The sequence below is a fragment of the Pseudoduganella sp. LjRoot289 genome, assembly GCF_964252925.1.
GTDB lineage: Bacteria > Pseudomonadota > Gammaproteobacteria > Burkholderiales > Burkholderiaceae_D > Rugamonas.
Genome location: NZ_CAXUPN020000001.1, coordinates 2712489 through 2735839 on the forward strand (window position 1 = coordinate 2712489; position 23351 = coordinate 2735839).

Genomic DNA, 23351 nt, shown 5'->3' on the forward strand with positions numbered 1-23351 from the left:
AATCAGCCAGTTGTACTTATCTTGGTTAAACGGTCTTGCAAAACAACATGCAAAAAAAATTATCGGCTATCGCAGCAAAAGCAGCAGCAACCGCAGCAACATTCGTACTGCTTGGCCTCTCGGGCTGCAGCTTGCTGCCCGAAAAGGTGGATGAAACCAAAGGCTGGTCCGCTACGAAATTATACTCGGAGGCGAAGGACGAATTGGCCGGCGGACACTACGAGCGCGCAATTCAGTTATTCGAAAGACTGGAATCGAGCTATCCGTTCGGTACGTACGCGGTGCAGGCCCAGATGGAAATCGCCTACGCCAACTACAAGGCACAGGACCAGGCACAAGCTCTGGCTGCGGTGGAGCGCTTCATCAAGCTGCACCCGAACCATGCCAACGTGGACTATATGTACTACCTGCGCGGCCTGATCAGCTTCAACGACCAGATAGGCTTCCTGAACTTCATCTACGAACAGGACCCTACCGAGCGCGACCCGAAAGCCACCCGCGAAGCCTTCGCAGCGTTTAAAGCGCTGGTCGACAAATTCCCGGACAGCCAGTATACGCCGGATGCGATCGACCGGATGAAGTATCTGATCAACGCCATGGCGTCCTACGAGGTGCATGTCGCGCGCTACTACTATCGCCGCGGCGCCTACCTGGCCGCCGTGAACCGCGCCATGGGCGCGCTGAGCGACTACCGCGACTCGCCGGCCATCGAAGAAGCGCTGTTCATCATGATCCGCGGCTACGAGAAACTGGGCAACACCCAGCTGCATGACGACGCCCTGCGCGTGTTCAAGCAGAACTACCCGAACAGCAAGTTCCTCGACGAAGGCGTTAAAAAAGAACGCCAGTGGTGGAAACTCTGGGGGTAAAACGTGTCATCCTCGCGCATGCGGGGATCCATGGGTAGCATCCATTGGACGCGCGGCATGGATTTCCGTTTGCACGGCGGTCCGCCGATGCGGAATGACTGGCGCCGCCGTCAGTCGGCGACCCGGCGGCGGAACACCCAGGTACGTTCGTCCGAGTCCTTCTTGTCGAAGGCATAGCCGTCCACATCGAAGGCCTTCAGCTTCTGCGGATTGGTGATGTTCTTGACCGCCGCATAGCGTGCCAGCAGGCCGCGCGCACGCTTGGCGTAGAAGGAAATGATCTTGTACTTGCCGTTCTTCCAGTCCTCGAACACGGGCGTGATGACCGGCATGCCCAGCTTGTTGCGCTTCACCGACTTGAAGTATTCTTCCGAAGCCAGATTGACCAGCACCTCGGCGCCCTGCTCCTCTGCCGTCCTGTTCAGCGCGTCCGCGATGGTGTCGCCCCAGAAGGTGTACAAATCCTTGCCGCGCGGCGTGTTCAGACGGGTACCCATTTCCAGCCGGTGCGGATGGATCAGGTCCAGCGGGCGCAGCATGCCGTACAGGCCGGACAGGATGCGCACCCGCGCCTGCGTGTAGGCCAGCTGCTTAGTCGTCAGGGTACGCGCGGCAAGGCCGTCGTACACGTCGCCGTTGAACGTCATCACCGCCTGGCGCGCTTCGGACGTATCCTTGGTCCAGGTCGCGTAGCGGGCCACGTTCAGCGCGGACAGCGCGTCGGAAATGTCCATCAGCTCGCCGATCCCGGCCGGCGAAAATTCGCGCAGGCGGTCGATCAGCTGGGCCGAATGGTCCAGGAAATCGGGCTGGGTGTGGAGTTTGGTGGTCGGAGGCGTCTCGAGATCGAGACTTTTGGCGGGCGAAAGCACTATCAGCATATTTTTTAAAACATTTCATAACAGAACCGACATGATACCTGTTTCACCAAAACGCATCGTGCTGGACACCAATGTCTGCCTCGACCTGTTCGTCTTCAAGGACCCGCGCTGGTCCGCGCTGCTGTCGGCCATCGAAACGGGCGCGGTGGAAGCCATCACCCGCGCAGATTGCCGCGAAGAATATCTTGTCGTGCTACATTACAAGCACTTGCCGCTGGACGATGACAGCCGCCCGCTCAGCGCGGCCCGCTTCGACACGCTGATCAAGGTGGTGGCGCCGCCGGAATCGGGCGTGCGCCTGCCCGTGTGCACCGACCGCGACGACCAGAAGTTCCTGGAACTGGCGCGCGACGCCGGCGCCGGCGTGCTCATCACCAAGGACAAGGCGCTGCTGAAACTGGGCCGCCGCCTGGCCAAGGCCGGCATGTTCAAAGTGATGGTGCCGGAAGCGTGGACGCTGGATGCTTGACCTATGGTAACTTCCAGCAAAATAGTGGGCTTTTGAGCAACACCGAACGGGGTTGGCTGCGCTAGAATAAGCAAACGCCTTCTTACACCAGCACCCCATGAACAGCCGCGATATCCAGCCCGTCACACCCGCTCTGACCACCCGCTTGCCGGCCGTCGGCACCACCGTATTTACCCGCATGTCCACGCTGGCCGCCGAGGCCGGCGCTGTCAACCTGGGCCAGGGCTTCCCCGACTTCGCCTGCGAACCGAAATTGGTCGACATGGTCAGCGACGCCATGCGCGCCGGCTTCAACCAGTATCCGATGATGACGGGCGCGCCGGTGCTGCGGCAAGCCATCGTGGCCAAGATCGCCGGCATCTACGGCCAGCAATACGACGCCAACACCGAAATCACCGTCACCGCCGGCGCCACGCAGGCGCTGACCACCGCCATCCTGTGCGCGGTCCACCCCGGCGACGAAGTGATCGTCATCGAACCGGCTTACGACAGCTACCTGCCCGCCATCGAACTGGCCGGCGGCGTGGCGCTGCGCGTGCAGATGGAAGTCGGCCCCGACGGCTACAGCGTGCCGTGGAACAAGATCCAGGCCGCGGTCGGCGCGAAGACGCGCATGATCGTCATCAACACGCCGCACAACCCGACCGGCACCGTGCTGCGCGCGGCCGACATGCAGGCGCTGGCCGACATCGTGCGCGGCACCGACGTGCTGATCCTGTCGGACGAAGTGTATGAACACATGGTCTACGACGGCATCCGGCACGAATCGATCTGCCGCCATCCGGAACTGGCGGCGCGCAGCTTCGTCGTCTCCAGCTTCGGCAAGACCTACCACGTCACCGGCTGGAAAATCGGCTACGTCGCCGCGCCGGCGGCGCTGAGCGCCGAGTTCCGCAAGGTGCACCAGTACAACGTTTTTTCTGTCAACACGCCCATGCAGCACGGCATCGCCAGCTATATGGCCGATCCGCAGCCTTACGTGCAGCTGCCGGCGTTCTACCAGCGCAAGCGCGATATCTTCCGCAACGGCCTGCAGGGCAGCCGCTTCGAGCTGCTGCCGGCCGACGGCACCTATTTCCAGTGCGTGCGTTACGGCGCGATTTCGGACATGCCGGAAGCGCAATTCGCGGAATGGCTGACCACCGAAGTGAAGGTGGCGGCGATTCCTGTTTCAGCGTTCTATCAGCAGGGCAAGGAATCGGGCATCGTCCGCTTCTGTTTCGCGAAAAAGGACGACACGCTGGCCCTGGCGCTCGAGCGCCTGGCCAGCATATAAGAAGACGGCGCCCCCGTTTGGGCGGCGCTTGGGCAGCACGGGGATCACGATCATGAACCAATACAGCAGTCTGAAAGACATCGTCTTGGGCGATTCCACCAACCTGGCCATGGCGCGCCCTTCCGCGCTCAATGCGCTCAACAAATGCAACCGGCGGCTCGAGAAGCTGCTGGTGGACTTGCGCAGCGAGCAGAACGCGCAAAGCGAAGTGCTGGGCATCGCGCGCGACGTGATGGCGGCCGTCCAGCTGAACCCGGACGTGGCGCTGGCGTGCATCTTCCTGAGCCAGATCGCCGGCACCTACGCGGTGCGGCATTGCATCGAAACCTCCATCGTCGCCATCCTGGTCGCGCAGCGCATGCGCAAGACGCAGGAGGAGATGCTGGTGATCGCCGCCGCGTCGCTGACGATGAACGTGGGCATGCTGCGCCATCAAAACACCTTCAACACCAGTTCCAGGCTGACCAGCGAGGAAATGTCCATCGTGCGCCGCCACCCCGAGGAAAGCGTGGACCTGCTGCGCGACGCGGGCGTGGAGAACGAAGACTGGATTTCCTGCGTGCTGATGCACCATGAGAACGACGACGGCAGCGGTTATCCCGAAGGCCGTACCAGCGCCGACATCACGCAGAACGCCAGGCTGATCAGCTTGGCGGACCGCTACTGCGCGCAGGTCTCGGCACGCAACTACCGCTGCTCGGTGCTGCCGGACAAGGCGCTGCACAATCTGCTGGGTGATCCGGCGCGGGTCAGCGACGCGCAGTTGGCGGACCAGTTCATCGGCCGCATCGGCAAATACCCGCCGGGCGCGCTGGTGCGTTTGCAGAACGGGGAAATCGGCGTGGTGACGCAGCGCGACGGCAGCGGCGAGATCCACATCCACTGCCTGCGCGATGCCAACGGCAAATCGATGCGCGACGCGAGCGGGCTGACGCAAGCCCTGCGCCGCGCCAGCGACCCGGAATGCGCGATCGCCGAAGTGCTCAGCGAAGACCAGGCCGACGTGCGCTTCAGCATGAAGCAGATTTGGGGCGAGCAGGCCAGTTTGTAGGCGGAGTATGGATTCCCGCTCAAGGCGGGAATGACAAGGCGCGTAACAAGGAGCGTGTCATCCTCGCGCACGCCGGAACGACGAGGGCCGTGTCATCCTCGCGCACGCGGGGATCCCATTTGACCTTCAGCGTCCCAATTGCTGCAGCTTGCGCTCGACGAAGTTCTGCAATTCTTGCGACAGATTACCGGCATTTTTGGCGTGCGTGAAAGCATCCAGGGCCTCGGCATTGCGCTTGTCCGCCTGCAGCGACATCCCCAATCCCATCCACCAGACGCCGTTCTGCGGCTGCAAGCGCAGCGCGGCCTGGTATTGCTCGGCCGCTTCGCGGTGCCGCTGTGCGCGTTGCAAGGCGCCTGCCAGGAAGGCGAGGTAATCGCCGTTGCCGCCCGCGTACGGCAAGGTGCGCTGCAGCGTTTCAATGGCGGGACCGCCCTTCTCTATCTGCAAACGCGCCAGTATCATGGCCATTTGCGGCTGCTTGGGATCGAGGCCCAGCCCGAATTGCAGGTTGCGTATCGCTTCGTCGTGACGCCTGTTTTCGATCAGCAGGCCCACCAGGGTCTGACGCGCGGTATCGTGGCGCGGGAACAGGAACACGGCTTGCTCCATGTTCGAGATGGCTTCCTGCACGCGCCCTTCCTGCAGCGCCGCCAAGCCACGGCGGTACGCGTTCTCGCCCTGCTGTTGCGACGTGACGGTAACGCCGCCGGTGCCGGGCTTGCCCACAATGTCCGATTCCCGCGTTGCCCTGGCCGCTGCCGATGCCGGTGCGGCCGATGCGATTTTGCTTCCGCTCGCCGCTGCGGGAGCGCCGCCAGTTGCCAAGCGCTCAGCTTCAATTTTCGCCTGGCGCGCCTTGGTCTTCGCTGCTTTCAATTCGGCTGCCAAATCGACGGCGGCCTGCTGCTCGGCCTTGCGGCGCTGCCGGGCTTGCGCCTTGGTCTCGTGCGCCAGTTCCGCATCTTGCCCGCGCTGCTGGTGCGGCGAAGTTTTAACAGCATTGCCGCCGCCGGCACGCGCCGCAGCGGGATCCACCGAGGTGGCAAGCGGTGGCGAGCCAGCGGCTATCGTGGACGCTGCTCCGGCCGGATTTGCACTGGGCGCTGTGCGCGCCCGCGCACCTGCGGCAGCCGTGGCCTCTGCAGCACGGGTCGCTGCACCTGGCGCTGCGCGCGGCCGCGACGCTGCAGCAGTAGTGGTCTCTGCAGCAGTCTCTGCGCCGGGATTGGCGTCGGCCGAGGCGGCCCTTGCCGCGTTGGCTGCCGTAGGCATTGCTGCAGGCGGCGCCACGGTCTGCACCTGACCTCCAGCTCCCTGCGCAGCCTGCGTGGATTGCGGCGATACGGTCACGGGCACCGGGGCGGCAGGGGCGCGCAGGTGGCGCCAGCCCAGCCAGCCGCCGGCCGCCAGCAGGATCACGGCCGCGCCGGCACCCGCCAGCAACACGGCGCGCGGCGTCAGCCCGCCCGCCGCGACCGGACGCATTTGCGGCACGCTGCCCTGTCCGGACTGTGCGCCGCCGCGCGCGTCCAGGTCTTGCAGCATTTTGTTGATCAGGCTCATTTGGTCAACACCCAGGTTAATCCGACAGCGGCCGCGGCCACGGCCACCCCGGCAGCGCCAGCCAGCCATGGCCACAGCACGCGCTGCGGCGCCACCGTGTCGGACGCGGCCAGCGCCACGTGGCGCCGCTCCACCTGCTGCCGCCCTTCGCCGTACGCCAGCATCAATGCCTTGTTGGACATGATGTTGACCAGGCGCGGTATGCCGCCGGTGGCCGTAAACAGCTTGCGCACGGCGCTGCGGCTGAACAGGCGCGCACCGGCATAGCCGGCCACGCGCAGGCGATGCGCCAGATAGTAATCGAGGTCGTCGCGCGTGAGCGCACCGAGGTGGTAGTGGAAGGTGATACGCTGCGCCAGCTGGCGGATGGAGTCCGCCTGCAGATGCGAGTTCAGCTCAGGCTGCCCGAACAGCACGATCTGCAGCAGCTTGCGCTTCTCGGTTTCCAGGTTGGTCAGCAGCCGCAGCGCTTCCAGGCTTTCGACCGGGATCGCCTGCGCCTCGTCCAGGCACAGCACCACCTGCTTGCCCTGCCGCGCCAGTTCCAGCAGGCGGAAATTGATCGACTTGAGCAGCTGGTGCTGGTCGACGTCGCGCGCCAGGGTCAGCTCCAGCTCGTCGGCCAGCGCCAGCATCAGCGTGCGCGGCTCGAGATAGGGATTGGGAATGTAGGCGGTGACGAACTCCTCGCCCAGGGTGGCCATGAACTTGCGGCACAGCAGCGTCTTGCCGGTGCCGACTTCGCCGGTGATCTTGATGAAACCTTCGCCGCTCTTGGCCGCCACCAGCAGCGTGTTCAGCGCCTCTTGCGAGTGCGGGCTGGTGAAGAAAAAGCTGGTGTCCGGCGTGATGCTGAAAGGCACCTCGCGCAGGCCGAAGTGGTTCTCGTACATTACTTGCGCTCCGATGGCCGGCGCGGGTCCATTTTCTCGATGCGGCGGCTGCTGTCCTGCATGTCCTGCGTCCAGCTGGACGCGCCGTCGACGATGGTCGGCTTGATCAGCACCACCAGTTCGCGCTTCTGGGTTTGCTGGTCGGTGTTGCGGAACAGCGCGCCAACGACCGGCAGGTCGCCCGCGCCGGGCAGTTGCGAACGGTCGTTGACGGTGGACTGGCGCATCAGGCCGCCGATCGCGACGATCTGCCCGTCCTGGCCGCGCACCATGCTGTCCATCTCCGATGTGCTCGACGCCGGCAACGGCAGGCTCAGCGAGCCGGCGCTGCCCAGGTTGACGGTCTTGTTGACAGTCGTCACCTGGCTGACGGACGGATGCACGTGCAACATGATGTTGCCGTCTTCGTCGATCTGCGGCGTCACGTCCAGCACCACGCCGGAGAAGAAGGGCTGCAAGGTCACGCTGGGGCTGGTGGTGTTGCCGGTGGCGGTGGAATTGGTGGTCGTGGTGACGCCGGTGACGTAGAACTCGTCGGTGCCTATCTTCAGCACGGCCTTCTGGTTGTTCATGGTGGCGATGCGCGGGCTGGACAGTACGTGCACCGAACCCTGCGACTCCAGGAAGGAAATCATGGCCGAGAAATTGCTGGTCTGGAAAGCCAGGCCGAACAGCGAGCCGGCGGCGTTGGCCGCGTTGGCCAGCGCGAAGCCGGTGCTGGCCGCGAAGCCGGCGGGGCCGCCGCTGGTCTGGGTCGGGGGCTGGCCGCCGGCGAACGGCAGCGGCTGCAGCGCCGTGCCCGGCGCCAGGAAGCCGCCCGAGACGCGGTTGTCATGCCCGGTTTTGAAGGACGCGAACGAGGCCCAGTTGATACCGCTCTGGAAACCGCTGTTGAGCTGCACTTCGAGGATCTTGGCCTCCAGGATCACCTGGCGCTCGACCGACAACTGGGTCGCCTTCAGATACTGGTCCACATTGCGCAACTGTTCCGGCATGGCGCGCACCACGATCACGCCCGACTGCGGGCTGATGACCACGCTGCGGCCTTCGCCCGAGCCGCCCACCAGCGCTTCGAGCGCGAGTTTCAGGTCGCCCCAGAACTGGTTGTCCGACGTGGTGGTGAGGTTGCTCGAATCCTGCTGCGTCTGTTGCGCGCCCTGCTGCGAAGGCTGCTGCGGCTGTGGCTGGTTATTGTTGTTGCTGGAATTGCCGCCGGTCTGGCCCGACGAAGTCTGGCCCACCGAACTGACCGAGGTCGACGACACGCGCACGTTCGAGCTGCCCTTGCGGTTGGAAGTCAGGTAATTCACCTTGAACATGCGGGTCTGCATGGTCAGCGGGCGGATATAGATGCGCGTGCCTTCCACCTTATAGTCGTAACCGTACAGTTCGCGCACCGCATCCAGCGCCTCGAACAGCGTCACATCCTTCAGGTGGGCAGTGATCTTGCCGCTGACCTCGGGGTGGATCAGCATGTTGTAGCGCGTGCCGGCCACCAGCGAATTGAAAAATTGCTGCACCGGCACCTGGTTGAACGCCACGTTGAAGCGCTCGTCGAGCACCGCGCGCGCCTTCGGCAGCTGGGAGGCCAGCGCGGGCAGTTGCGGCAGCAGCGCCGCCTCCACCGCGTCCGGCGCGGCCGCCTGGCCCGGCGACTTGGCGGCGGCCTGGCGCAGCTCCTTGTTGATTTCATCATAGGTGTCGCGTTTCGTCGCCATCTGGTTCTGGCAGGCCGCCAGGCTGGCTGCTGCGCCGATGGCGCATGCGATCTTGATGAGTTTTTGCATAGGTTCTACTCGGTTGGTACACATTATTGTTTTGGGAACAGCTTCAGCGTTTCCAGGCTTTTGCCCCGGCGTAGCACGACTTCCGTTTCCCCCACCCGTACGACAGTGGCGCCGCCGATTTTCATTCCTTGCCGTACCATTTCGCCATTAATCACGGCAACGCGGCGCCCGCCTGGCTCACGCGATACCAGGATGGACTGCAGCCTGGGCGCGGCCGCTTCGCTCTGCGCGCCGTCCTCGCCGGTGGCGCCTGCAGCAACGGCGCCGCCGGGCGCGGCCAGCGCAGCCGGCGGCCGGGTCGGGTCGCCCAGGCCGCCCGCCTCGTTCGGCGGCGGCACCTGCGCCAATGCCGCAGTGCAGCAGCACACCAGGCCGCACAGCAGGGTCTTCAGTATGGCGCTCACAGCGATATCCATTTCGTGTCCAGGCTCAGTGTATAGAGCGTCAGCGTCAAGCGCACTTTCGGGTAGTCGGCCGAGTCCAGCGTGGCCTTGCCCCAGAACAGCTGCGCCGGCATACGCTCCAGCGACTCCATATAGCTCACCATGTCGAGGTAGTTGCCCTGCAGGACCACCTGCACGCCGTGGCGGTACAGCAACTCCTCCTGCTTGACCGGCGCGCGCGGGGCGGATGGCGTGACCGGGGCGGCGGGAGCGCCGGGAGCCGTAACGGAGGGCGCGGCGGCCGGCGGCGGGACCGGGCTCAAGGAACTGGTCATCATGCGCTGCACCTCGCCCTGCGGACGGCCCGACTCGGCTGGATCCGGCTCGGCGAAGCGGCCATCGCTCATGCCGCGCGCCGGCAGCGTTTTCAGCGACACCAGCTTCAGCCTGCTATTACCCTGCAACATCTGCTCCAGCAACTGCCCGATCCGCTCCGGCGGCACCAGGCCCTTCTGCATGGTACGCAGCGATTCGCGCATGGTCTCGTTCTCGTGCTGGATCTTCTCCAGGCGCTGGCGGGTACTCAGATCGGGATCCATCTGGGCGATGGCCTGGCGCTGCACCAATTCGCCGTCCATCAGGACGATGTCGCTGCGCTGCTGCAGCATCTGCATTTGCAGCGTTTTTTCGCGCTTGAAGGCCGGCTCCATCAACAAGGAATAGACCACGAACACCACGGCGGCGGCTGCGGCGAAGGCCACCATGCCGCGCTCGCGCAGGCTCAAGGCTTCGACGCGGGCTTCGAGCTTCTTCCACTCCTGTTTCATCATGGCGCCTCCGGTTTCGCCGTGCCGGGCATGGCCTGCAGGCTGAACTCGACGAACGGCGCCTCAACCGCCGGGGCTGCGGCCGGGGCGGCTGTGCCGGCCATACCCGGCTGAGCCGGAACCGCCTTGGGCTGGTTCATTTCCAGGTGGCCGAAGGTGGTCCCCTTCAGCACCGGTTCGCGCGCCAAGCCGCTCAGATAGCCCGGCAACAGGCTCGCCTGCAGTGCGCGGCCCTGCAGGCCGATCTCGTTGCCGGCGCCGGTAATCTGCACGCCCGTCAGCCACAGGCCGTTGACGCGGCTGCGCGCGAAGGCGCGGAAATAGGAGGAATAGCCGCGCGTATTGCCGAACTCGCCCTTGTCGAGGATGACCGACACGGCGCGCAGCGCGCGGTTCTCGCTGTCGGCCTGGTCCAGCTCCTGTTGCAAGGTGGCGCTGCGCTGGCGCGGCGCAAACTCGGCGGCGGCGCTGGCCTTGCGCGCCTCGCGCTTGGCATGCTCGGCTTGGACCTGGGCGGCTTCCTGCTCGAGCCGGCCGACGCGCAGCTTGGCTGCCACGCCCAGGGACAGCGACACCAGCAGCACCACGCCCAGCGCGGCCGCCAGCGCGGCAGCGGAGAAATAATTTTTCTGCTTGCTGAAACGCGGATTGAATAGATTGATCTGCTGGCTCAAGCGGCGCTCTCCTCGTCGCGCAGGGCCGCGCCCAGCGTCATGAAGTAGCGCGCCTGCTGTGCCGACTCGGCCAGTTCGGGCACTTTGTCCAGGTCCAGCAAGCTGGCCAGGTCCAGCGCCTCGACCGGCAAGTACAGATTGCGCGACAAGTACTCGTGCAGCGCGCCGCTGCCGGTCGGCGCCAGCACCAGCTTGGAGACGGCGACATGGTGGAACTGGCGCTCGAAGTGATCCAGCGAACGCTGCAGTTCGAGCGTGATGCGGTCGTGGAATTGCTGCTGTTTGTCGGCATCGCCGCCGAGCAGCTGGGCCAGCGTGACATCCATGCGGCGCGACAAATACAGTTCGCCGCCTGAGGTGACGGTCAGCAGGCCGCCGTCCACGTCGAACGACACCATGGCCACGCCGCGCCCCGGCGGCTCCAGCATGGCGGAGATATTGCGCTGGGCCATTTCGGGAATGTCGATGGCGGACAGCGCCACCTTGTGCCCGGCGAACAGGTTCTGATGCGGTTCAATGACGCTGTTGCGCGCGGCCACGGCAAACACCTGGTGGTTGTGGGCCGGGCCGTTTTTCGCCACCGGCACGTCGAGCACATCGATGGTGGCCTCGGTGACGGGGAAATCGATCATGTCCTTCAGGCGCCAGCTGACGGCGGTCTTCAGTTCCTCGGCCGGGACGTTGGGCGCCTCCAGCATCAGCAGCTGGTAGTCGCCCATGCCGAGCAGGCTCGAGCATTCATATTCCGTGCTCTGCAAATCCTTGTGCAGACGACCCAACGCCAGGCCGGCCTGCTCGCGCGCGCCCGGATAAAACAGCGCCATCAGCACCGCAGGCTTGGCATCGCGGCGGCGCTGCACCACAGCGGCCAGCACGCCATCCGCGTAGAGCGCGACGGCCAGCCGCCCATCCTTCTTTTTCGCTTTTGCCCAAAAAACCATACCAGCCGTCTCAATGTTTTTAGCGGTGCATTCACAAAGCGCCGCAGTCGCTTGATTATATTCAAGTTTTGTTGTTTTTCCCGAGCATAATCGTACTCCGGCCGGGATCGGGACGATTTTTTTGCCGATTGGAGACAAAAAACCCATCGTTTCGCTGGTGAAAACGCGCTGCGGGCGGCAAACTTGACACATTCTTCCCAAGCATGATCTGATGGCGCCCATCCACATCCTCCCGGCCAAGACCCTGAACATGATCCAGCTTCCGCAGATGGCCGCCAAGCTGCGCCCGGCATTCGCCACCGCGCTGGCTTGCCTGTTGCTGTGCGTGGCCGGCGGCGCCGCTGCCGCGCCGTCCGGCGCCACCACGTACAACCTGCCGGCCGCGCTGACCGCCAGTCCGTTCAGCTGCACTTTGACCAGCGGCATCACCTACAGCTGCGGCAGCATCTCGCTGACCAAGGACTCCAAGCTGAACCTGACCGGCGACATGGTGCTCAACGTCTCCGGCACGTTCAACGCCTCCAAGAGCCTGGAAACCGTCGACAACGGTTACGCGTTGACAATCAACACTACCGGTAGCATCGCGCTGCAAAAGGATGTGAAGCTGAAGGCGACGTTGAAGGCCGGCGGCAACCTCTCCATCGCCAAGAACGCCATCATCAATGGCAACCTCACTGCCGGCGGCAGCATCAGCATCGACAAGGACGGCGTCATCAACGGCAACGTCACGGCCGGCGGCTCGCTGACGGTAGGCCGGGGCACTGTCATCAACGGCACCTGCTCTGCCGCAGGCGGCAGCAACTACGTGTGTGTCGCGCCAGCAACCGGCCTTCACCACTTGCGCCTGAAACACGACGGCTATGGCGTCACCTGCACCGGTTCCCTGATCGTCATCAATGCCTGCAGCGGCGCCGACGCCGACGGCAGTTGCAGCGGCAGCGTGACGGCAGTGGCCGGCAACCTCATCGCGAAAACATTAGGCGGCGCGCAGCTGGCCAGCGTGCCGTTCACCATCCCCGCCAACGCCGGTGCAACCTCGGTCACTGTGCAAGTGACGACGCCCCAAACAGCCGTCTTCAGTTTCGCCAACCTCAGCGTTACGCCGACGTCAAGCAATACTTGCTGGGACGGCGACAACGACAACTGCAACCACATCTATAGCGATTCCGGTTTCTTGCTCGGCCTATCCGACCATATATCGGAGCAACAACAAACGCTCACTGTAAGCGCCGTTAAAAAAGACGACAAGACCTTGGCCTGCACCCCTGCCTTCGCCGACGTGACGCAGAGCGTCAACTTTGTATGCAGCCATACCAATCCCAGTGCTACCGGTAGCACCCGCGCGGTGCGGATCGGCGACACCACACTGCTGCCCGCCGGCACGATGGTTGCGCTGAACGGCAATAACAATGCAAATCAGGCCTGCGACAACGTAGGACGCGCCATCAACCTGGAATTCAACGAGGACGGCGTGGCCACCACGTCGCTGCTATACGCTGACAGCGGCGCGCTGAAACTGTCGGCCACCTATGCGCCTGCCAATATGACGGGAGAAGCCGACGTCATCGTTGTACCTGCACGCTTCGCCGTCACCACGGTCCCGGCGCCGCCGGCCGTTGCTGCCTCCTTTGTCAATGGAACGCCTGCGTTGACCGCTGGCGTCGCCTTCAGCGCCAAGGTGACGGCACTCAACAATGCCGGCGACCCGACACCGAATTTCGGAAAAGAAAGCTATCCGCACAAAGTGCTGCTCGGCTTCACCAGATGCCTGCCGAGCGACGGTGCCAACGGCGCCCTCACGGGTACGCTGCTGCTGGGCGGTTTCACCGCAGGCGCGGCCACCAGCACCAACCTGGCATGGTCCGAGGTGGGCAGCGGCGAATTGACGGTCGCCCTGAGCGACGCCACGTCTCAAACAGTGAAATACCTGGGCAGTGCACTGGCGGTCAGCGGCGGCACGGCCATCGGCGGCGTCTGCGCAGGCAACGTCGGCCCGTTCTCGCCAGCTTATTTCCAGACCGAGCTGACGCCGGTGCAGTCTTATGTTTACTCCGGCCAACCGATGACGCAAGTGACAGTCACGCCATACAACAGCGCGGGCATAGTTACCACCAACTACTACGGCGCGTTTGCAAGCAAAGTCACGCTAACGGCGCTCTCCCCGGGCGGCGCAGCACTGCCAGCAGGAACCGGCGCGCTGAGTCCGGCAACCGTCGCGGCCGCCGATTTCGCAGCGTCCGGCAGTGCCAGCGGCACCGTAACCGTAACCCCGACGTACACTTTCACTGCGCTGAGCAGCGCGACCAGTACCAAACCCGCGCCGCTGCCCATCATACTGCGCGCAGCTACTAGCAGCATCCCCACCACCCCTGCCGTCACCTCCAGTGGGCATGCGGAGGCCGCAACCGAGATTCGCCTCGGCCGCCTGCGCCTTTTCAACACATACGGCAGCTCAAAACAAGACCTGAAGGTACAGGTGCAAGCGCAATACTGGACCGGCAACACCTGGCTGCTCAACAGCGATGATAGCGCCAGTGCCATTTCTGCCAGCGCGATCGCACTGAGCCAAAGCGGTGTCAGCGGCAGTTCAGTACTGACCCCGCCACAGGTGCTAAATGGCGGCAAAGGCGAAATCACCCTGTCCAAACCGAACTCGGGCAAAGGTTATGTCGATCTGGCCATCAATCTTGGCGCGACCACGGCCGACCAATCGTGCCTGGCCGCCCACCCCGCCACGGTCGGGGCTGCGCTTCCGTGGCTGCGCTGGCTCAACGGCAGTTGCGCTGGCACCTTTGACCGTGACCCATCGGCGCGCGCTTCGTTCGGGGTATTCTCGTCGGAATCCAAAGCCACCGTGCATGTTCGGGAGAGATTCGATTGAGCCACCGCCAGCAAGGCTTCACCATTGTTGAACTGATCACAGTGATGGTGGTCATCGGCGTGCTGTCTGCGGTCGCCCTGCCCATGCTAACCAGCGGCGGCAACGGCATGGCCGGGGCAGCCTTTCGAAATGAACTCGCCAGCACGCTGCGCTACGCGCAAAAAAGCGCCGTCAGCCACCGGCGCCTGGTGTGCGCCAACGTCACCACCAGCGCGGTGTCGCTAACCATCGCTCAGGCCGCCAATCAAACCGCGTGCGACACACAGCTACAAGGCCCGGACGGCTCTGAGGTCGCCAGCCGCGACGCTGCGGTGACCGCAACGGGCGGTCTGGTAGGCATGATTTATTTTCAGCCCGGCGGCACCATCAGTACCAACGGCGCCGGCACGGCAACTGCGGCCGGGGTCATCAATGTCACAGGCCAGCCAGCGATCAACATCCAGGGAGCCACCGGCTATGTGGAATAAGCGCCAGAGTGGCGTCACCCTGGTCGAGCTGATTATCGCCATGGTCATCGTCAGCATCAGTCTGACAGCTGTGGTGCAAATTTTCGTCGTCAACAGCGTGGCCAGTGCCGACCCCATGATCACCAAGCAGATGCGCTCCGTGGCCGAGGGCTTGATGGAGGAGATTCAGCGCCAGCCGTTTAAATCCGAACCCAACGGCACGCCCATGGCGCCCTGCGCGCGTGACAGTTTTAACGACATCGCCGACTACAACGGCTACACCCAGGCCAGCGTGTGCGACATCGAGGGAACCAGTCTGGGCTTGGCTGACATGGGTGTGAGCGTCAGCGTCACGCCAGGTGCTCAGGCTGGCGCGCCCTTCCCTGGCGTACCGGCCGCCGACGTACTGCAAATCGCTGTGGTTGTCACTCAGGGCAGCCAAACCTTTCGTCTCGTCGGCTGGCGCACCGATTATGCGAACGGAAAATCGCCATGAAGAAATCACGCGGTTTTACGCTGGTCGAACTGATCGTCGTCATGGTGGTCACCGGCATCCTAGCCGGCGGCATGACTGTCTTCTTCCTACCCGTCATCAAGAGCTATCTTGCGGTCGGCCGACGCGCCGGACTGACAGACATGGCCGACGGTGTGGTCCGCACCATCAGCCGGGACATCCGGTCGGCGGTTCCAAATTCGATCCGGCAGCCCAACGGCCAGTGCTTCGAGGTGGTGCCAACGTCGACCGGCGGGCGCTTCCGCACCGGACCGGATATTGTGTGGGATGCCGCCAACCCGGGCTCGCCCAGCATGCCGGTGAGCGACGACATCCCCACCACCGCTTTTGACGTCACCACACAACTAGAGTCCACCCCGACGGCGGGCGACTGGGTGGTAATTAACAACCAGAATGGCGACGAAGTTTACGCCGGCACGAACCGAGCCGCCATTGGCAGCGTCAGCACGTCCAACGAGAAGTGGGGCAAGCACCGCATCACCCTGGCTGCAGCCAAGAGTTTCTTGCCCGGCTATGAGGGCGGCCGCTTCGTGATAGTGCCGAACGCCCAGCAAGCCGTATTCCATGTGTGCGCGGGCGCGACGGGCGGCCCGGACGCCAATGGCAACGGCAGAGGCACGCTGTACCGCTTTAGCGGCTACGGATTTAATCCGGCGAGTCCCGGCGCTTGTCCTACGACGTACGCGGCAGCGTCTGTGCTGGCGACACACGTCGAGCAATGCACCTTCACCTACAATCCCAACCCCGGAGCGGCCCAGGATGCCGGCTATGTGCAAGTGCAAATCAAGCTCACCGACCACAATGAATCCGTGCGTATTCAATTCGGCACTCATGCGGACAACGTGCCATGATTAACCACCGCCCACAGACAGGATTCGCCTACATCGCCGCCATTCTGATCCTGGTGGCGCTCAGTACGCTGGGAATTACGGTAACCCGGCTAAGCACCACGCAACAGACTACGACAGCGCAGGACGCGGGCCTGGCTTTCGCGCTGCAGACGGCGCGGGCGGGAACCGAATGGGGGCTGCATCGGGCGCTGGTCAATAGCAGTTGTGTCGGCGGCACAGGGACGACCCTGGACTTCAGGGCCACCAATGGCTTCTCTGTGACAGTCACCTGCTGGCCGTTTTCCTTCGACGAGGGTGAAAGTGCGCCTGGCGTCCCGTTGAGCAAGACCGCCTATACGCTGAGTGCCGTCGCCTGCAACTCGAGCGTCTGCCCCGATGACTCGAAGGCCAGTCAGCCAGATTACGTGGAGCGGCGACGGACCGTCACGGCTTGTGGCTTGGCCCCCGTCTCCGGTGTAAAGCGTCCGCCATGCTCTGTTGAAAGCGCAGAGTAAACGAAAAAGCCCGGCGACGACGCCGGGCAGATCGTTCAAGCCACAATCGACTAATCGCAGGCGCTTGCCGCCGGCGCGGCCGTTACAGTGCCGCCCGTGGCCTCATACGTGATGTTGCAGCCAGTCCTGCCAGTCGGAATTGTCGCATCCGCACTGATCACCCCAGCAGTTACATTGTACTCAGTAGTACCCAGGCCTGCCGCCGTGGCTATCGAAGCAACGGTAGGATAACCTGTCGTGCTGATATCAACGTTCGTCTCGATACCGGTTATGCCGGCAGCCGGCGAACCCGCAGCCATCCAGCGGCCGTGATACATCGCAGCTGCACTTTTTATCGATGCACGCGCCGCGTTCAGCTTTGCCACGCGAGCATCGCTACCGAGATTGGCGAACTTCGGCAAGGCAGTCGCCGCCAAAATACCGAGGATGACGATCACAACGATCAGTTCAATCAGCGTAAAACCCGCCTGAGCTTGTGCCCGCATACCTCGAATTTGCTTAATTTGCATTTAATCCTCAACTTAGCTAAAGAAATTGTGACGGAATCATGATCCATCTACCTGACTGAGGACCGCGCCGCCCCGTGGGGCAGGCGTTCCGTTCGGCCTGGCGTTTTTCTTGGGCAGGCGACTGGATTCTACTCTGAAAAACCAACGCTCATATGAGTCCCCGCGAAAACTTTTTTTGCTACTAAACATATATACAAGTTTCCGTTGAGATCGGTCAAAATACCAGCTTCCGGGCGAAACTTCTTTAACTGTCAAGTTATCAATTTCCCCGAGATAGTTATCAGGGGATTTTTGCAGCCATCCGATAGGATTTTGACCATCCAACAAATCAAGTTCAGCCAGTTTCCCCTGCGCCTCAGCCTGCAGAACCTTGCCAGTCAAGGCGGTACGCATATTTGCCACCAATTTCTGAACCGCAGCACGCTCGGATTCTTCTTGGTAGTATGCCAACCGCTCAACCAACACGGCCAAGAGAAGACTGAATATGATGGCAACAATGGCCACCTCAAATAGCGAAAAACCGCGCTGCCAAGGCTGTTGCAGGGATGAGACAGCACTACCACCGCCTTCAGGGTGCGCCATCAGTGCAACGCCGCTTTGCCCAGGTCCCAAATCGGGAGAAAAATGCCCATCGCCAATACCAGTACCATAATCCCCAGGAAAGTAATCAGGATGGGTTCGATTTGCGCGGACAAGGTCTTCAGTTCGTAGTCCACTTCCCGTTCATACATCTGTGCAATCTCGTCCATCAGATCATCCAGCGCGCCGGATTCTTCGCCCACTGCGATCATCTGCAGCACCACAGGTGTGAAGATGCCGGATACGACAGACGTGCGCAGAATACTATCGCCCCGTTCCACGCTGTCACGCATGGTTTCTATGCTTTTTGATAAGTAAGCATTGTCCACCGTCTGCGATACAACCGTCAGCGCTTGCACAATTGGCACGCCACTGCGGCTGGACAGCGCGAAGCTGCGCGCGAAACGCGCCATCGTGGCCTTGTGAATGATTTTGCCCGCGATAGGGAATTTCAGTTTGTTACGGTCCCAACTCAAGCGGCCAGCAGTCGTCCCAACCCAAGAGCGAGCCGCGAGCAGTCCTGCAACCAGGGACACCAGCAAGGCTGGCCAGTAATCGACGGTGAACCTCGACGTACCGATCAATATACGTGTCATCAGCGGCAACTCGGCGTGGAAGCTCTCGAACACCTTCACAAACTGGGGAATGACAAAAATGTTCACGATGACCAGCGCCAGCAGCATCGCTACCACCACAAAGGTCGGATAGCGTGTGGCACTCTTTACGCGGTTGCGCATATCGCGATCGAACTCCAGGTGATCGAACAAACGTAGCATTACCTCATCCAGCCGGCCCGTCATCTCGCCCACTCTAACCATGGACAAGTAGAAATTGTTGAACACAGTCGGGTGCTTGCGCATCGCCGCCGATAGCTCCCGGCCGCCGTCCAGCGATTCCCGCAAATCCTTGATAACCCGTCCGAAAGACTTGCTGATGGCCGACTCCTGCAAGCCCGCCAGCCCACGCATGATGGGCACACCGGACTTCAACAAGGTATACAACTGGCGACTAAACAACTGCACATCCATCGAGGTCACCTTCTTTTCAGTCAGTTTGGCCCACAGACCTTCGCCACTCTTGCCCGCCACTTGCCGCGTCTGCGTGATCTCCACCGGCGTCACACCGGTGCCGAACAGCTGGTCAGCCACGGCGCCGCTGTCGGCCGCCTCCAGCACGCCCTGCATCAGCTCGCCGCGCGCGTTGCGGCCCTTGTAGGCGAAAAACGGCACCTTATTCCTCGTATTGGTTGCTGATGCGCATCGCTTCGGCGATGGTCGTGCGGCCCTGGATCACCAGGTGCACCGCGTGGCGGCGCAGCGTTTCGCCGCGCATCTGCGCGTGCGCCACTTTCATGAAGTGGTTGGTGTCCACGCTATGCGACGCGTCCACCACCGCCTGCGTCATCTCCAGCAGCTCGTAGACGCCGGTCCGGCCGCGATAGCCCATGCCGTTGCAATGCGAGCAGCCCTTGCCGTGGAAATAGCGCGCCATGTCCACCTTGTCGTTCAGTTCCAGGCGCAGCCATTCGTGCTCGGTGGCGGTCGGCGTGTACGACGTGGTGCAGCTCTCGCAGATGACCCGCACCAGGCGCTGCGCCAGCACCGCTTGCAGCGAACTGCCCACCATGTAGCGCGGCACGCCCATGTCCATCAGGCGCAGCGGCGTGCTGGCGGCGTCGTTGGTGTGCAGGGTCGACAGCACCAGGTGACCCGTCATCGCGGCGCGCAGGCCGATCTGGGCGGTTTCCTGGTCGCGCATCTCGCCCACCAGCACGATGTCCGGATCCTGCCGCAGCGCGGAGCGCAGCACGCGCGCGAAATTGAGTTCGATCTTGTCGTTCACCTGCACCTGGTTGATGCCGGGCAGGCGGTATTCGACCGGGTCTTCCACCGTGATCAGCTTTTTCTCGACCGAGTTGAGCTCGGCCAGCGCGCTGTACAGGGTGGTGGTCTTGCCGGAGCCGGTCGGTCCAGTCACCAGCACCAGGCCGTTCGGCCGTTGCACAATGGCGCGGAACTTCTCCAGTATGCCGCGCGGCATGCCGATGGCATCCAGGCGCAGATTGGTGTTGCCCTGGTTGAGCAGTCGCATCACCACCGATTCGCCGTATTGCGTGGGCAAAGTGGAAATACGCACGTCGATGCGCTGGTTCTTCACCCGCACGGCGAAGCGTCCGTCCTGCGGCAGACGTTTTTCGGAAATGTCGAGGTCGGACATCAGTTTCAGGCGCAGCGCCAGCGCGGGGGCGATCTTGATGTCGGCCTCGGTCTGCAGGTGCAGCACGCCGTCGATGCGGAAGCGGATCTGCAGCCGGCTTTCCTGCGGCTCGATGTGGATGTCCGAGGCGCGCACCTGGGTGGCGTCGTCGAACACCGACTGCAGCAGCTTGACGATGGGCGCTTCTTCCAGCCCCGGATTGGCGGCCAGCGCGCCGAAGTCGACCGAGACGTCGCCCAGATCCTGCTCCAGCTCGCGCGCCAGATCGGTGATGTCGTCGGTGCGGCGGTAGATGCGGTCGATCGCGGCCAGCACCTCGGTCTCGTTGACCACCGCCAGCTCGATGTTCTGCTTCACCAGGCGGGCTATCTCGTCGTAGGCGAACAGGTCGGTCGGGTCGGAGATGCCGACCAGCAGCGCGCCGCGGCGGTCCTCCAGCACCAGCGCGCGGAAGCGGCGGGCCTGGGTTTCCGGCAGCAAGCGCACTACTTCCGGGTTGATATTGTAGAACTTGAGGTTGATGTAGGGAATGTTCAGCTGGCGCGCCAGCGCGCCCGAAATCTGTTCCTCGGTGACGTAGCTGCTTTCGATGAAGACGCGGCCGAGCTTGCGGCCGCTGCGCTTCTGCTCGGCCAGCGCCAGCCCGAGCTGCTCTTCCGTCAGCAGCTTCTGCTGCACCAGGATTTCACCTAAGCGGACTTTTTCGGGCCGTGCCATAAACTACTCCAGACGTTACACATTGGTCGCGGCCATTTTATGCCAGAACAGCCCGTTTCTCCGAGTAATATGTAGTGCCCGCTGGCTAAACCAGTCCGTTATTTGCTACAGTACGACGTCTTTTCCTAACTGGCCTCCATGATCCGCTCCCCCTTCGACGCCGCGCCCGATGCCGCCTTCTATTACGAAGACGCCGCCCGCCGCGAGCTGCTGGGGGCGCTGCAGTACGCGCTGAAGCACGGCGACGGCATCATCAAGGTGACCGGCGACCCGGGCAGCGGCAAGAGCATGCTGTGCGCGGTGCTGGAAGCGCGCTACGCGCAGCAGCAGGCGCTGCACCCGGCGCCGCCGGCAACGCAAGTACTCCGCCTCGCCCTTCCCACGCTGGACCCTCGCCAGGCGATGCACGCCATCGCGCGCCAGCTTGGCCTGGCGCCGGACGGCATGGGCAGCGATGAAGTGCTGCGCATGCTCGACAGCCACCTCAACGCGCTGCGCAAGGAAGGCAAGCAGGGCGTCCTGCTGGTCGAGGAGGCGCAAACGCTGCCGCTCGAGACGCTGGAAGAATTGCGCCTGCTGACCAACCTGGACGTCGGCCCGCAGAAACTGCTGCCCATGGTGCTGCTGGGCGGCCCGGAACTGAACACCATGCTGCGCCAGGCCAGGCTAAGACAACTGCGCGAACGCATCACGCTCAGCTTCGTGCTGCCGCCGCTGCCGCTGGATCTGGCGCCCGAGTTGCTGGACTTCCGCCTGCGCGCAGCAGGGCATGAGGGCATGTCGCTTATCCAGCTGGAAGCGGCCAGGCTGATCGCCCGCACCGCCGGCGGCGATCTGCGGCGCCTGCTGGCATTGGCCGACAACGCCCTGGCCAGCGCCGTCGCGGTTGGCGCCGAGACGGTGTCGGTTCTGCATGTGAAGGCCGCCATCAAGGGCGGATCAGTCAAGGCCGGCGTGCCAGCCGCGCCTCAGGCGGAAGCGATAGAAAGCGCCGCCGGGGCGCCGACGGCGGCAGCGCAGACCGATACGCCGGCCGTAGCGCTTACCGGAACGCCGACGGCAGCTACGCACGCCGATACACCAGCCGGAACGCTCACCGGAGCGCCGACGCCGGCAGCGCAGACTGATACGCCAGCCGGAATGCTCACCTTTGCGCCGATGGAGGCCGCGGCACAGGCGGGCGCTCCGCAGCAGGCTCAAGCACTTGCTCAACCGCTTGTCGAGCCGCTAGTCCAGACGCTTAGCCAGACACCCGCGCCGCGCCCTGCCCCGGCGCAGCCATCGATGCCTGTGCCGACATCCATGCCAGCGCCGGCTCAGGCACCCGTCCAGTCATTCGTGCAAACCCAAGCGCCTGAGCCGGAAACGATGCCTTTGCAGGCGCCGGTTCCGGCGTCGCCCTCGCCGGAGTTCCAGCCGCTGGCCACTTTAAGCGTTCTGCCGTCCCAGGATTCGGAACCGGAGCCCGTGTCGCGCTCCGAGTCGGAGCCGGACCTGGACAGCAATTGGGAACCGGAGCCCTACATTCAGCATGCGCCGCCGCTGCAGCACGCAACACCTGCGCCGCCGCGCGCCGCGTCGCGCCGCACCGTTTGGGCTGGCTGCGCCGCGCTGGCGGCGGCCGGCATCGGAGGCTCGGTATATTTGCTTCAGCCACCGTCCGCTGCGGTCCACGCCACAAGCGGCCGGGTGGTCCCAGTGGCGGCGATTGCCCAGGCAAAGCCTGCTGTACGCGTGCCGGAGCCGGCTGTGCGCGGGCCGGAGCCTGCGCCAGCACCGGCGCCGGCCGGCGCATCCCTGCCCGCACCCCAGCTTGCTGCCAAGGCAACGGCGCCTTCAGCGCCTGCGCCAGCGCTGCAACCCTCGCCTGCCAATCCGGAAGCGCCCGCAGCGAAGGCGCCCGCAGCCGCAGCGGCCAAGCCGGTGCAATCGCCAGTGACGGCGTCGTCCGCCGCCTTGAAGGCGGCGCAGGTGCGCGGTCTGACGCTCGATGTTCCAGCTGAGATAGTGCCCGCTGCAAAGCCACAACGCCTGCCGGGCCTGCTCAAGCAATCGCTGGCCGCCAGCAAGACCTGGCTGGCCGACGAACCTGCGGACAACTACTGCGTCCAGATCGAAAACATGCCTGCCTCCGAGTCCGAGCGCGCCGACAAATTCCTGGCCGATACGCGCGCCGCCATCGGCTTGAGCGAAGTGCACAGCTATCCCATGCTGATCAAAGGCGAACCGCGCATCGCCATCGTCTACGGCAGCTTCGCTTCCGCCAGGAAGGCGCTGGAAGTCCAGGCCGCGTACGAGGAACGCTTGGGTTTCCGTCCCAAAATCCGTACCATCAAGGGCATCCGCACAGCCTCGGCCGAAGCGGAAAAGAAGATCGCGCTGAAATAAGCAGGGTATCCCAGGCCGCACTGTTGGAAAATTTATACAAGGAAATTGAAGCGTGCGCCCCGGTTGTGGTTTTTGATAGATGATGCGGATTATCATTCCAAAACTACAACAATTTTAGCTTGCCCTGGGGCGTCCCGC

At 63.5% G+C, this 23351-nt stretch carries 22 protein-coding genes; 10 read left to right on the forward strand and 12 right to left on the reverse strand.

What is annotated here, in order from left to right; all coding sequences use genetic code 11:
• Positions 1 to 47: 47 nt before the first annotated feature.
• A complete protein-coding gene (locus ACSQ8Y_RS11315) occupies positions 48 to 869 on the forward strand; it encodes an outer membrane protein assembly factor BamD (RefSeq protein WP_436266562.1) in 822 nt (273 codons plus the stop codon).
• A gap of 110 nt (positions 870 to 979) precedes the next feature.
• Here the strand turns inward: ACSQ8Y_RS11315 and yaaA are convergent, their stop codons facing one another.
• Complete coding sequence (yaaA, locus tag ACSQ8Y_RS11320; protein WP_436266563.1) at positions 980 to 1750, reverse strand: peroxide stress protein YaaA; 771 nt, start codon at positions 1748 to 1750, stop codon at positions 980 to 982.
• Between the two features lie 31 nt (positions 1751 to 1781).
• Here yaaA and ACSQ8Y_RS11325 point away from each other — a divergent pair, with 31 nt between their 5' ends.
• The 3 genes from ACSQ8Y_RS11325 to ACSQ8Y_RS11335 all read left to right on the forward strand — a co-directional run bounded on the left by ACSQ8Y_RS11325 (position 1782) and on the right by ACSQ8Y_RS11335 (position 4546).
• Entirely contained in the window at positions 1782 to 2219 is a 438-nt protein-coding gene (locus ACSQ8Y_RS11325; protein ID WP_436266564.1) for a putative toxin-antitoxin system toxin component, PIN family, read from the forward strand.
• A gap of 97 nt (positions 2220 to 2316) precedes the next feature.
• The gene (locus tag ACSQ8Y_RS11330; RefSeq protein ID WP_436266565.1) at positions 2317 to 3495 is read left to right on the forward strand and encodes a pyridoxal phosphate-dependent aminotransferase; all 1179 of its coding nucleotides are present in this window, start codon (positions 2317 to 2319) and stop codon (positions 3493 to 3495) included.
• Between the two features lie 52 nt (positions 3496 to 3547).
• Positions 3548 to 4546, forward strand: a complete 999-nt coding sequence (locus ACSQ8Y_RS11335; RefSeq protein WP_436266566.1) for an HD-GYP domain-containing protein — start codon at positions 3548 to 3550, stop codon at positions 4544 to 4546.
• Positions 4547 to 4672: 126 nt separating this feature from the next.
• Here ACSQ8Y_RS11335 and ACSQ8Y_RS11340 read toward each other — a convergent pair whose 3' ends face one another.
• The 7 genes from ACSQ8Y_RS11340 to ACSQ8Y_RS11370 are packed head-to-tail and all read right to left on the reverse strand — an operon-like array spanning position 4673 to position 11617.
• A complete protein-coding gene (locus ACSQ8Y_RS11340) occupies positions 4673 to 6112 on the reverse strand; it encodes a tetratricopeptide repeat protein (protein WP_436266567.1) in 1440 nt (479 codons plus the stop codon).
• Positions 6109 to 7005 (reverse strand): ExeA family protein, encoded by an 897-nt coding sequence (locus ACSQ8Y_RS11345; protein WP_436266568.1) that lies wholly within the window; start codon positions 7003 to 7005, stop codon positions 6109 to 6111. Before ACSQ8Y_RS11345 ends, ACSQ8Y_RS11340 begins: the two co-directional genes overlap by 4 nt.
• Positions 7005 to 8792: a pilus (MSHA type) biogenesis protein MshL gene (mshL, locus tag ACSQ8Y_RS11350; protein WP_436266569.1), complete on the reverse strand. Its 1788-nt coding sequence runs from the start codon at positions 8790 to 8792 to the stop codon at positions 7005 to 7007. The genes ACSQ8Y_RS11345 and mshL overlap by 1 nt, the downstream gene beginning before the upstream one ends.
• Before the next feature lie 23 nt (positions 8793 to 8815).
• Complete coding sequence (locus ACSQ8Y_RS11355; RefSeq protein WP_436266570.1) at positions 8816 to 9196, reverse strand: MSHA biogenesis protein MshK; 381 nt, start codon at positions 9194 to 9196, stop codon at positions 8816 to 8818.
• Positions 9193 to 10005 (reverse strand): type II secretion system protein GspM, encoded by an 813-nt coding sequence (gspM, locus tag ACSQ8Y_RS11360; protein WP_436266571.1) that lies wholly within the window; start codon positions 10003 to 10005, stop codon positions 9193 to 9195. Before gspM ends, ACSQ8Y_RS11355 begins: the two co-directional genes overlap by 4 nt.
• Positions 10002 to 10676: an MSHA biogenesis protein MshI gene (locus ACSQ8Y_RS11365; RefSeq protein ID WP_436266572.1), complete on the reverse strand. Its 675-nt coding sequence runs from the start codon at positions 10674 to 10676 to the stop codon at positions 10002 to 10004. Before ACSQ8Y_RS11365 ends, gspM begins: the two co-directional genes overlap by 4 nt.
• Entirely contained in the window at positions 10673 to 11617 is a 945-nt protein-coding gene (locus ACSQ8Y_RS11370) for an agglutinin biogenesis protein MshI (RefSeq protein ID WP_436266573.1), read from the reverse strand. Before ACSQ8Y_RS11370 ends, ACSQ8Y_RS11365 begins: the two co-directional genes overlap by 4 nt.
• A 211-nt stretch (positions 11618 to 11828) precedes the next feature.
• Here ACSQ8Y_RS11370 and ACSQ8Y_RS11375 point away from each other — a divergent pair, with 211 nt between their 5' ends.
• The 5 genes from ACSQ8Y_RS11375 to ACSQ8Y_RS11395 are packed head-to-tail and all read left to right on the forward strand — an operon-like array spanning position 11829 to position 16803.
• Positions 11829 to 14498, forward strand: coding sequence for a DUF6701 domain-containing protein (locus ACSQ8Y_RS11375; protein ID WP_436266574.1), 2670 nt, complete (start codon positions 11829 to 11831; stop codon positions 14496 to 14498).
• On the forward strand, positions 14495 to 14965 hold the full coding sequence (locus ACSQ8Y_RS11380) for a pilus assembly FimT family protein (protein WP_436266575.1): 471 nt from the start codon (positions 14495 to 14497) through the stop codon (positions 14963 to 14965). The genes ACSQ8Y_RS11375 and ACSQ8Y_RS11380 overlap by 4 nt, the downstream gene beginning before the upstream one ends.
• Positions 14955 to 15440 (forward strand): type IV pilus modification PilV family protein, encoded by a 486-nt coding sequence (locus ACSQ8Y_RS11385; RefSeq protein ID WP_436266576.1) that lies wholly within the window; start codon positions 14955 to 14957, stop codon positions 15438 to 15440. The genes ACSQ8Y_RS11380 and ACSQ8Y_RS11385 overlap by 11 nt, the downstream gene beginning before the upstream one ends.
• Positions 15437 to 16309 (forward strand): PulJ/GspJ family protein, encoded by an 873-nt coding sequence (locus ACSQ8Y_RS11390; protein WP_436266577.1) that lies wholly within the window; start codon positions 15437 to 15439, stop codon positions 16307 to 16309. Before ACSQ8Y_RS11385 ends, ACSQ8Y_RS11390 begins: the two co-directional genes overlap by 4 nt.
• Complete coding sequence (locus tag ACSQ8Y_RS11395) at positions 16306 to 16803, forward strand: MSHA biogenesis protein MshP (RefSeq protein ID WP_436266578.1); 498 nt, start codon at positions 16306 to 16308, stop codon at positions 16801 to 16803. Before ACSQ8Y_RS11390 ends, ACSQ8Y_RS11395 begins: the two co-directional genes overlap by 4 nt.
• 50 nt (positions 16804 to 16853) lie before the next feature.
• Here the strand turns inward: ACSQ8Y_RS11395 and ACSQ8Y_RS11400 are convergent, their stop codons facing one another.
• Genes ACSQ8Y_RS11400 through ACSQ8Y_RS11415 form a run of 4 tightly spaced genes read right to left on the reverse strand, consistent with a single transcriptional unit; the run spans position 16854 to position 20825 of the window.
• Positions 16854 to 17312 (reverse strand): type II secretion system protein, encoded by a 459-nt coding sequence (locus ACSQ8Y_RS11400; protein WP_436266579.1) that lies wholly within the window; start codon positions 17310 to 17312, stop codon positions 16854 to 16856.
• A 36-nt stretch (positions 17313 to 17348) separates the two neighbouring features.
• Positions 17349 to 17894 carry a type II secretion system protein gene (locus tag ACSQ8Y_RS11405; RefSeq protein ID WP_436266580.1) on the reverse strand — a complete coding sequence of 182 codons (546 nt, stop codon included), beginning with the start codon at positions 17892 to 17894 and terminating at the stop codon, positions 17349 to 17351.
• Complete coding sequence (locus ACSQ8Y_RS11410) at positions 17894 to 19120, reverse strand: type II secretion system F family protein (RefSeq protein ID WP_436266581.1); 1227 nt, start codon at positions 19118 to 19120, stop codon at positions 17894 to 17896. Before ACSQ8Y_RS11410 ends, ACSQ8Y_RS11405 begins: the two co-directional genes overlap by 1 nt.
• Position 19121: 1 nt before the next feature.
• Positions 19122 to 20825, reverse strand: a complete 1704-nt coding sequence (locus ACSQ8Y_RS11415; RefSeq protein ID WP_436266582.1) for a GspE/PulE family protein — start codon at positions 20823 to 20825, stop codon at positions 19122 to 19124.
• 138 nt (positions 20826 to 20963) lie between these two features.
• Between ACSQ8Y_RS11415 and ACSQ8Y_RS11420 the strand changes: the two genes are divergently transcribed.
• Positions 20964 to 23213, forward strand: coding sequence for an AAA family ATPase (locus tag ACSQ8Y_RS11420; RefSeq protein ID WP_436266583.1), 2250 nt, complete (start codon positions 20964 to 20966; stop codon positions 23211 to 23213).
• The last annotated feature ends 138 nt before the right edge of the window (positions 23214 to 23351 follow it).

Excerpts from the sequence above, each read along its gene's own strand:
- ACSQ8Y_RS11315 (WP_436266562.1), top strand. The coding sequence starts at position 48 with ATGCAAAAAAAATTATCGGCTATCGCAGCAAAAGCAGCAGCAACCGCA.
- yaaA (WP_436266563.1), bottom strand. The coding sequence starts at position 1,750 with ATGCTGATAGTGCTTTCGCCCGCCAAAAGTCTCGATCTCGAGACGCCT.
- ACSQ8Y_RS11325 (WP_436266564.1), top strand. The coding sequence starts at position 1,782 with ATGATACCTGTTTCACCAAAACGCATCGTGCTGGACACCAATGTCTGC.
- ACSQ8Y_RS11330 (WP_436266565.1), top strand. The coding sequence starts at position 2,317 with ATGAACAGCCGCGATATCCAGCCCGTCACACCCGCTCTGACCACCCGC.
- ACSQ8Y_RS11335 (WP_436266566.1), top strand. The coding sequence starts at position 3,548 with ATGAACCAATACAGCAGTCTGAAAGACATCGTCTTGGGCGATTCCACC.
- ACSQ8Y_RS11340 (WP_436266567.1), bottom strand. The coding sequence starts at position 6,112 with ATGAGCCTGATCAACAAAATGCTGCAAGACCTGGACGCGCGCGGCGGC.
- ACSQ8Y_RS11345 (WP_436266568.1), bottom strand. The coding sequence starts at position 7,005 with ATGTACGAGAACCACTTCGGCCTGCGCGAGGTGCCTTTCAGCATCACG.
- mshL (WP_436266569.1), bottom strand. The coding sequence starts at position 8,792 with ATGCAAAAACTCATCAAGATCGCATGCGCCATCGGCGCAGCAGCCAGC.
- gspM (WP_436266571.1), bottom strand. The coding sequence starts at position 10,005 with ATGATGAAACAGGAGTGGAAGAAGCTCGAAGCCCGCGTCGAAGCCTTG.
- ACSQ8Y_RS11370 (WP_436266573.1), bottom strand. The coding sequence starts at position 11,617 with ATGGTTTTTTGGGCAAAAGCGAAAAAGAAGGATGGGCGGCTGGCCGTC.
- ACSQ8Y_RS11375 (WP_436266574.1), top strand. The coding sequence starts at position 11,829 with ATGGCGCCCATCCACATCCTCCCGGCCAAGACCCTGAACATGATCCAG.
- ACSQ8Y_RS11385 (WP_436266576.1), top strand. The coding sequence starts at position 14,955 with ATGTGGAATAAGCGCCAGAGTGGCGTCACCCTGGTCGAGCTGATTATC.
- ACSQ8Y_RS11390 (WP_436266577.1), top strand. The coding sequence starts at position 15,437 with ATGAAGAAATCACGCGGTTTTACGCTGGTCGAACTGATCGTCGTCATG.
- ACSQ8Y_RS11395 (WP_436266578.1), top strand. The coding sequence starts at position 16,306 with ATGATTAACCACCGCCCACAGACAGGATTCGCCTACATCGCCGCCATT.
- ACSQ8Y_RS11400 (WP_436266579.1), bottom strand. The coding sequence starts at position 17,312 with ATGCAAATTAAGCAAATTCGAGGTATGCGGGCACAAGCTCAGGCGGGT.
- ACSQ8Y_RS11405 (WP_436266580.1), bottom strand. The coding sequence starts at position 17,894 with ATGGCGCACCCTGAAGGCGGTGGTAGTGCTGTCTCATCCCTGCAACAG.
- ACSQ8Y_RS11415 (WP_436266582.1), bottom strand. The coding sequence starts at position 20,825 with ATGGCACGGCCCGAAAAAGTCCGCTTAGGTGAAATCCTGGTGCAGCAG.
- ACSQ8Y_RS11420 (WP_436266583.1), top strand. The coding sequence starts at position 20,964 with ATGATCCGCTCCCCCTTCGACGCCGCGCCCGATGCCGCCTTCTATTAC.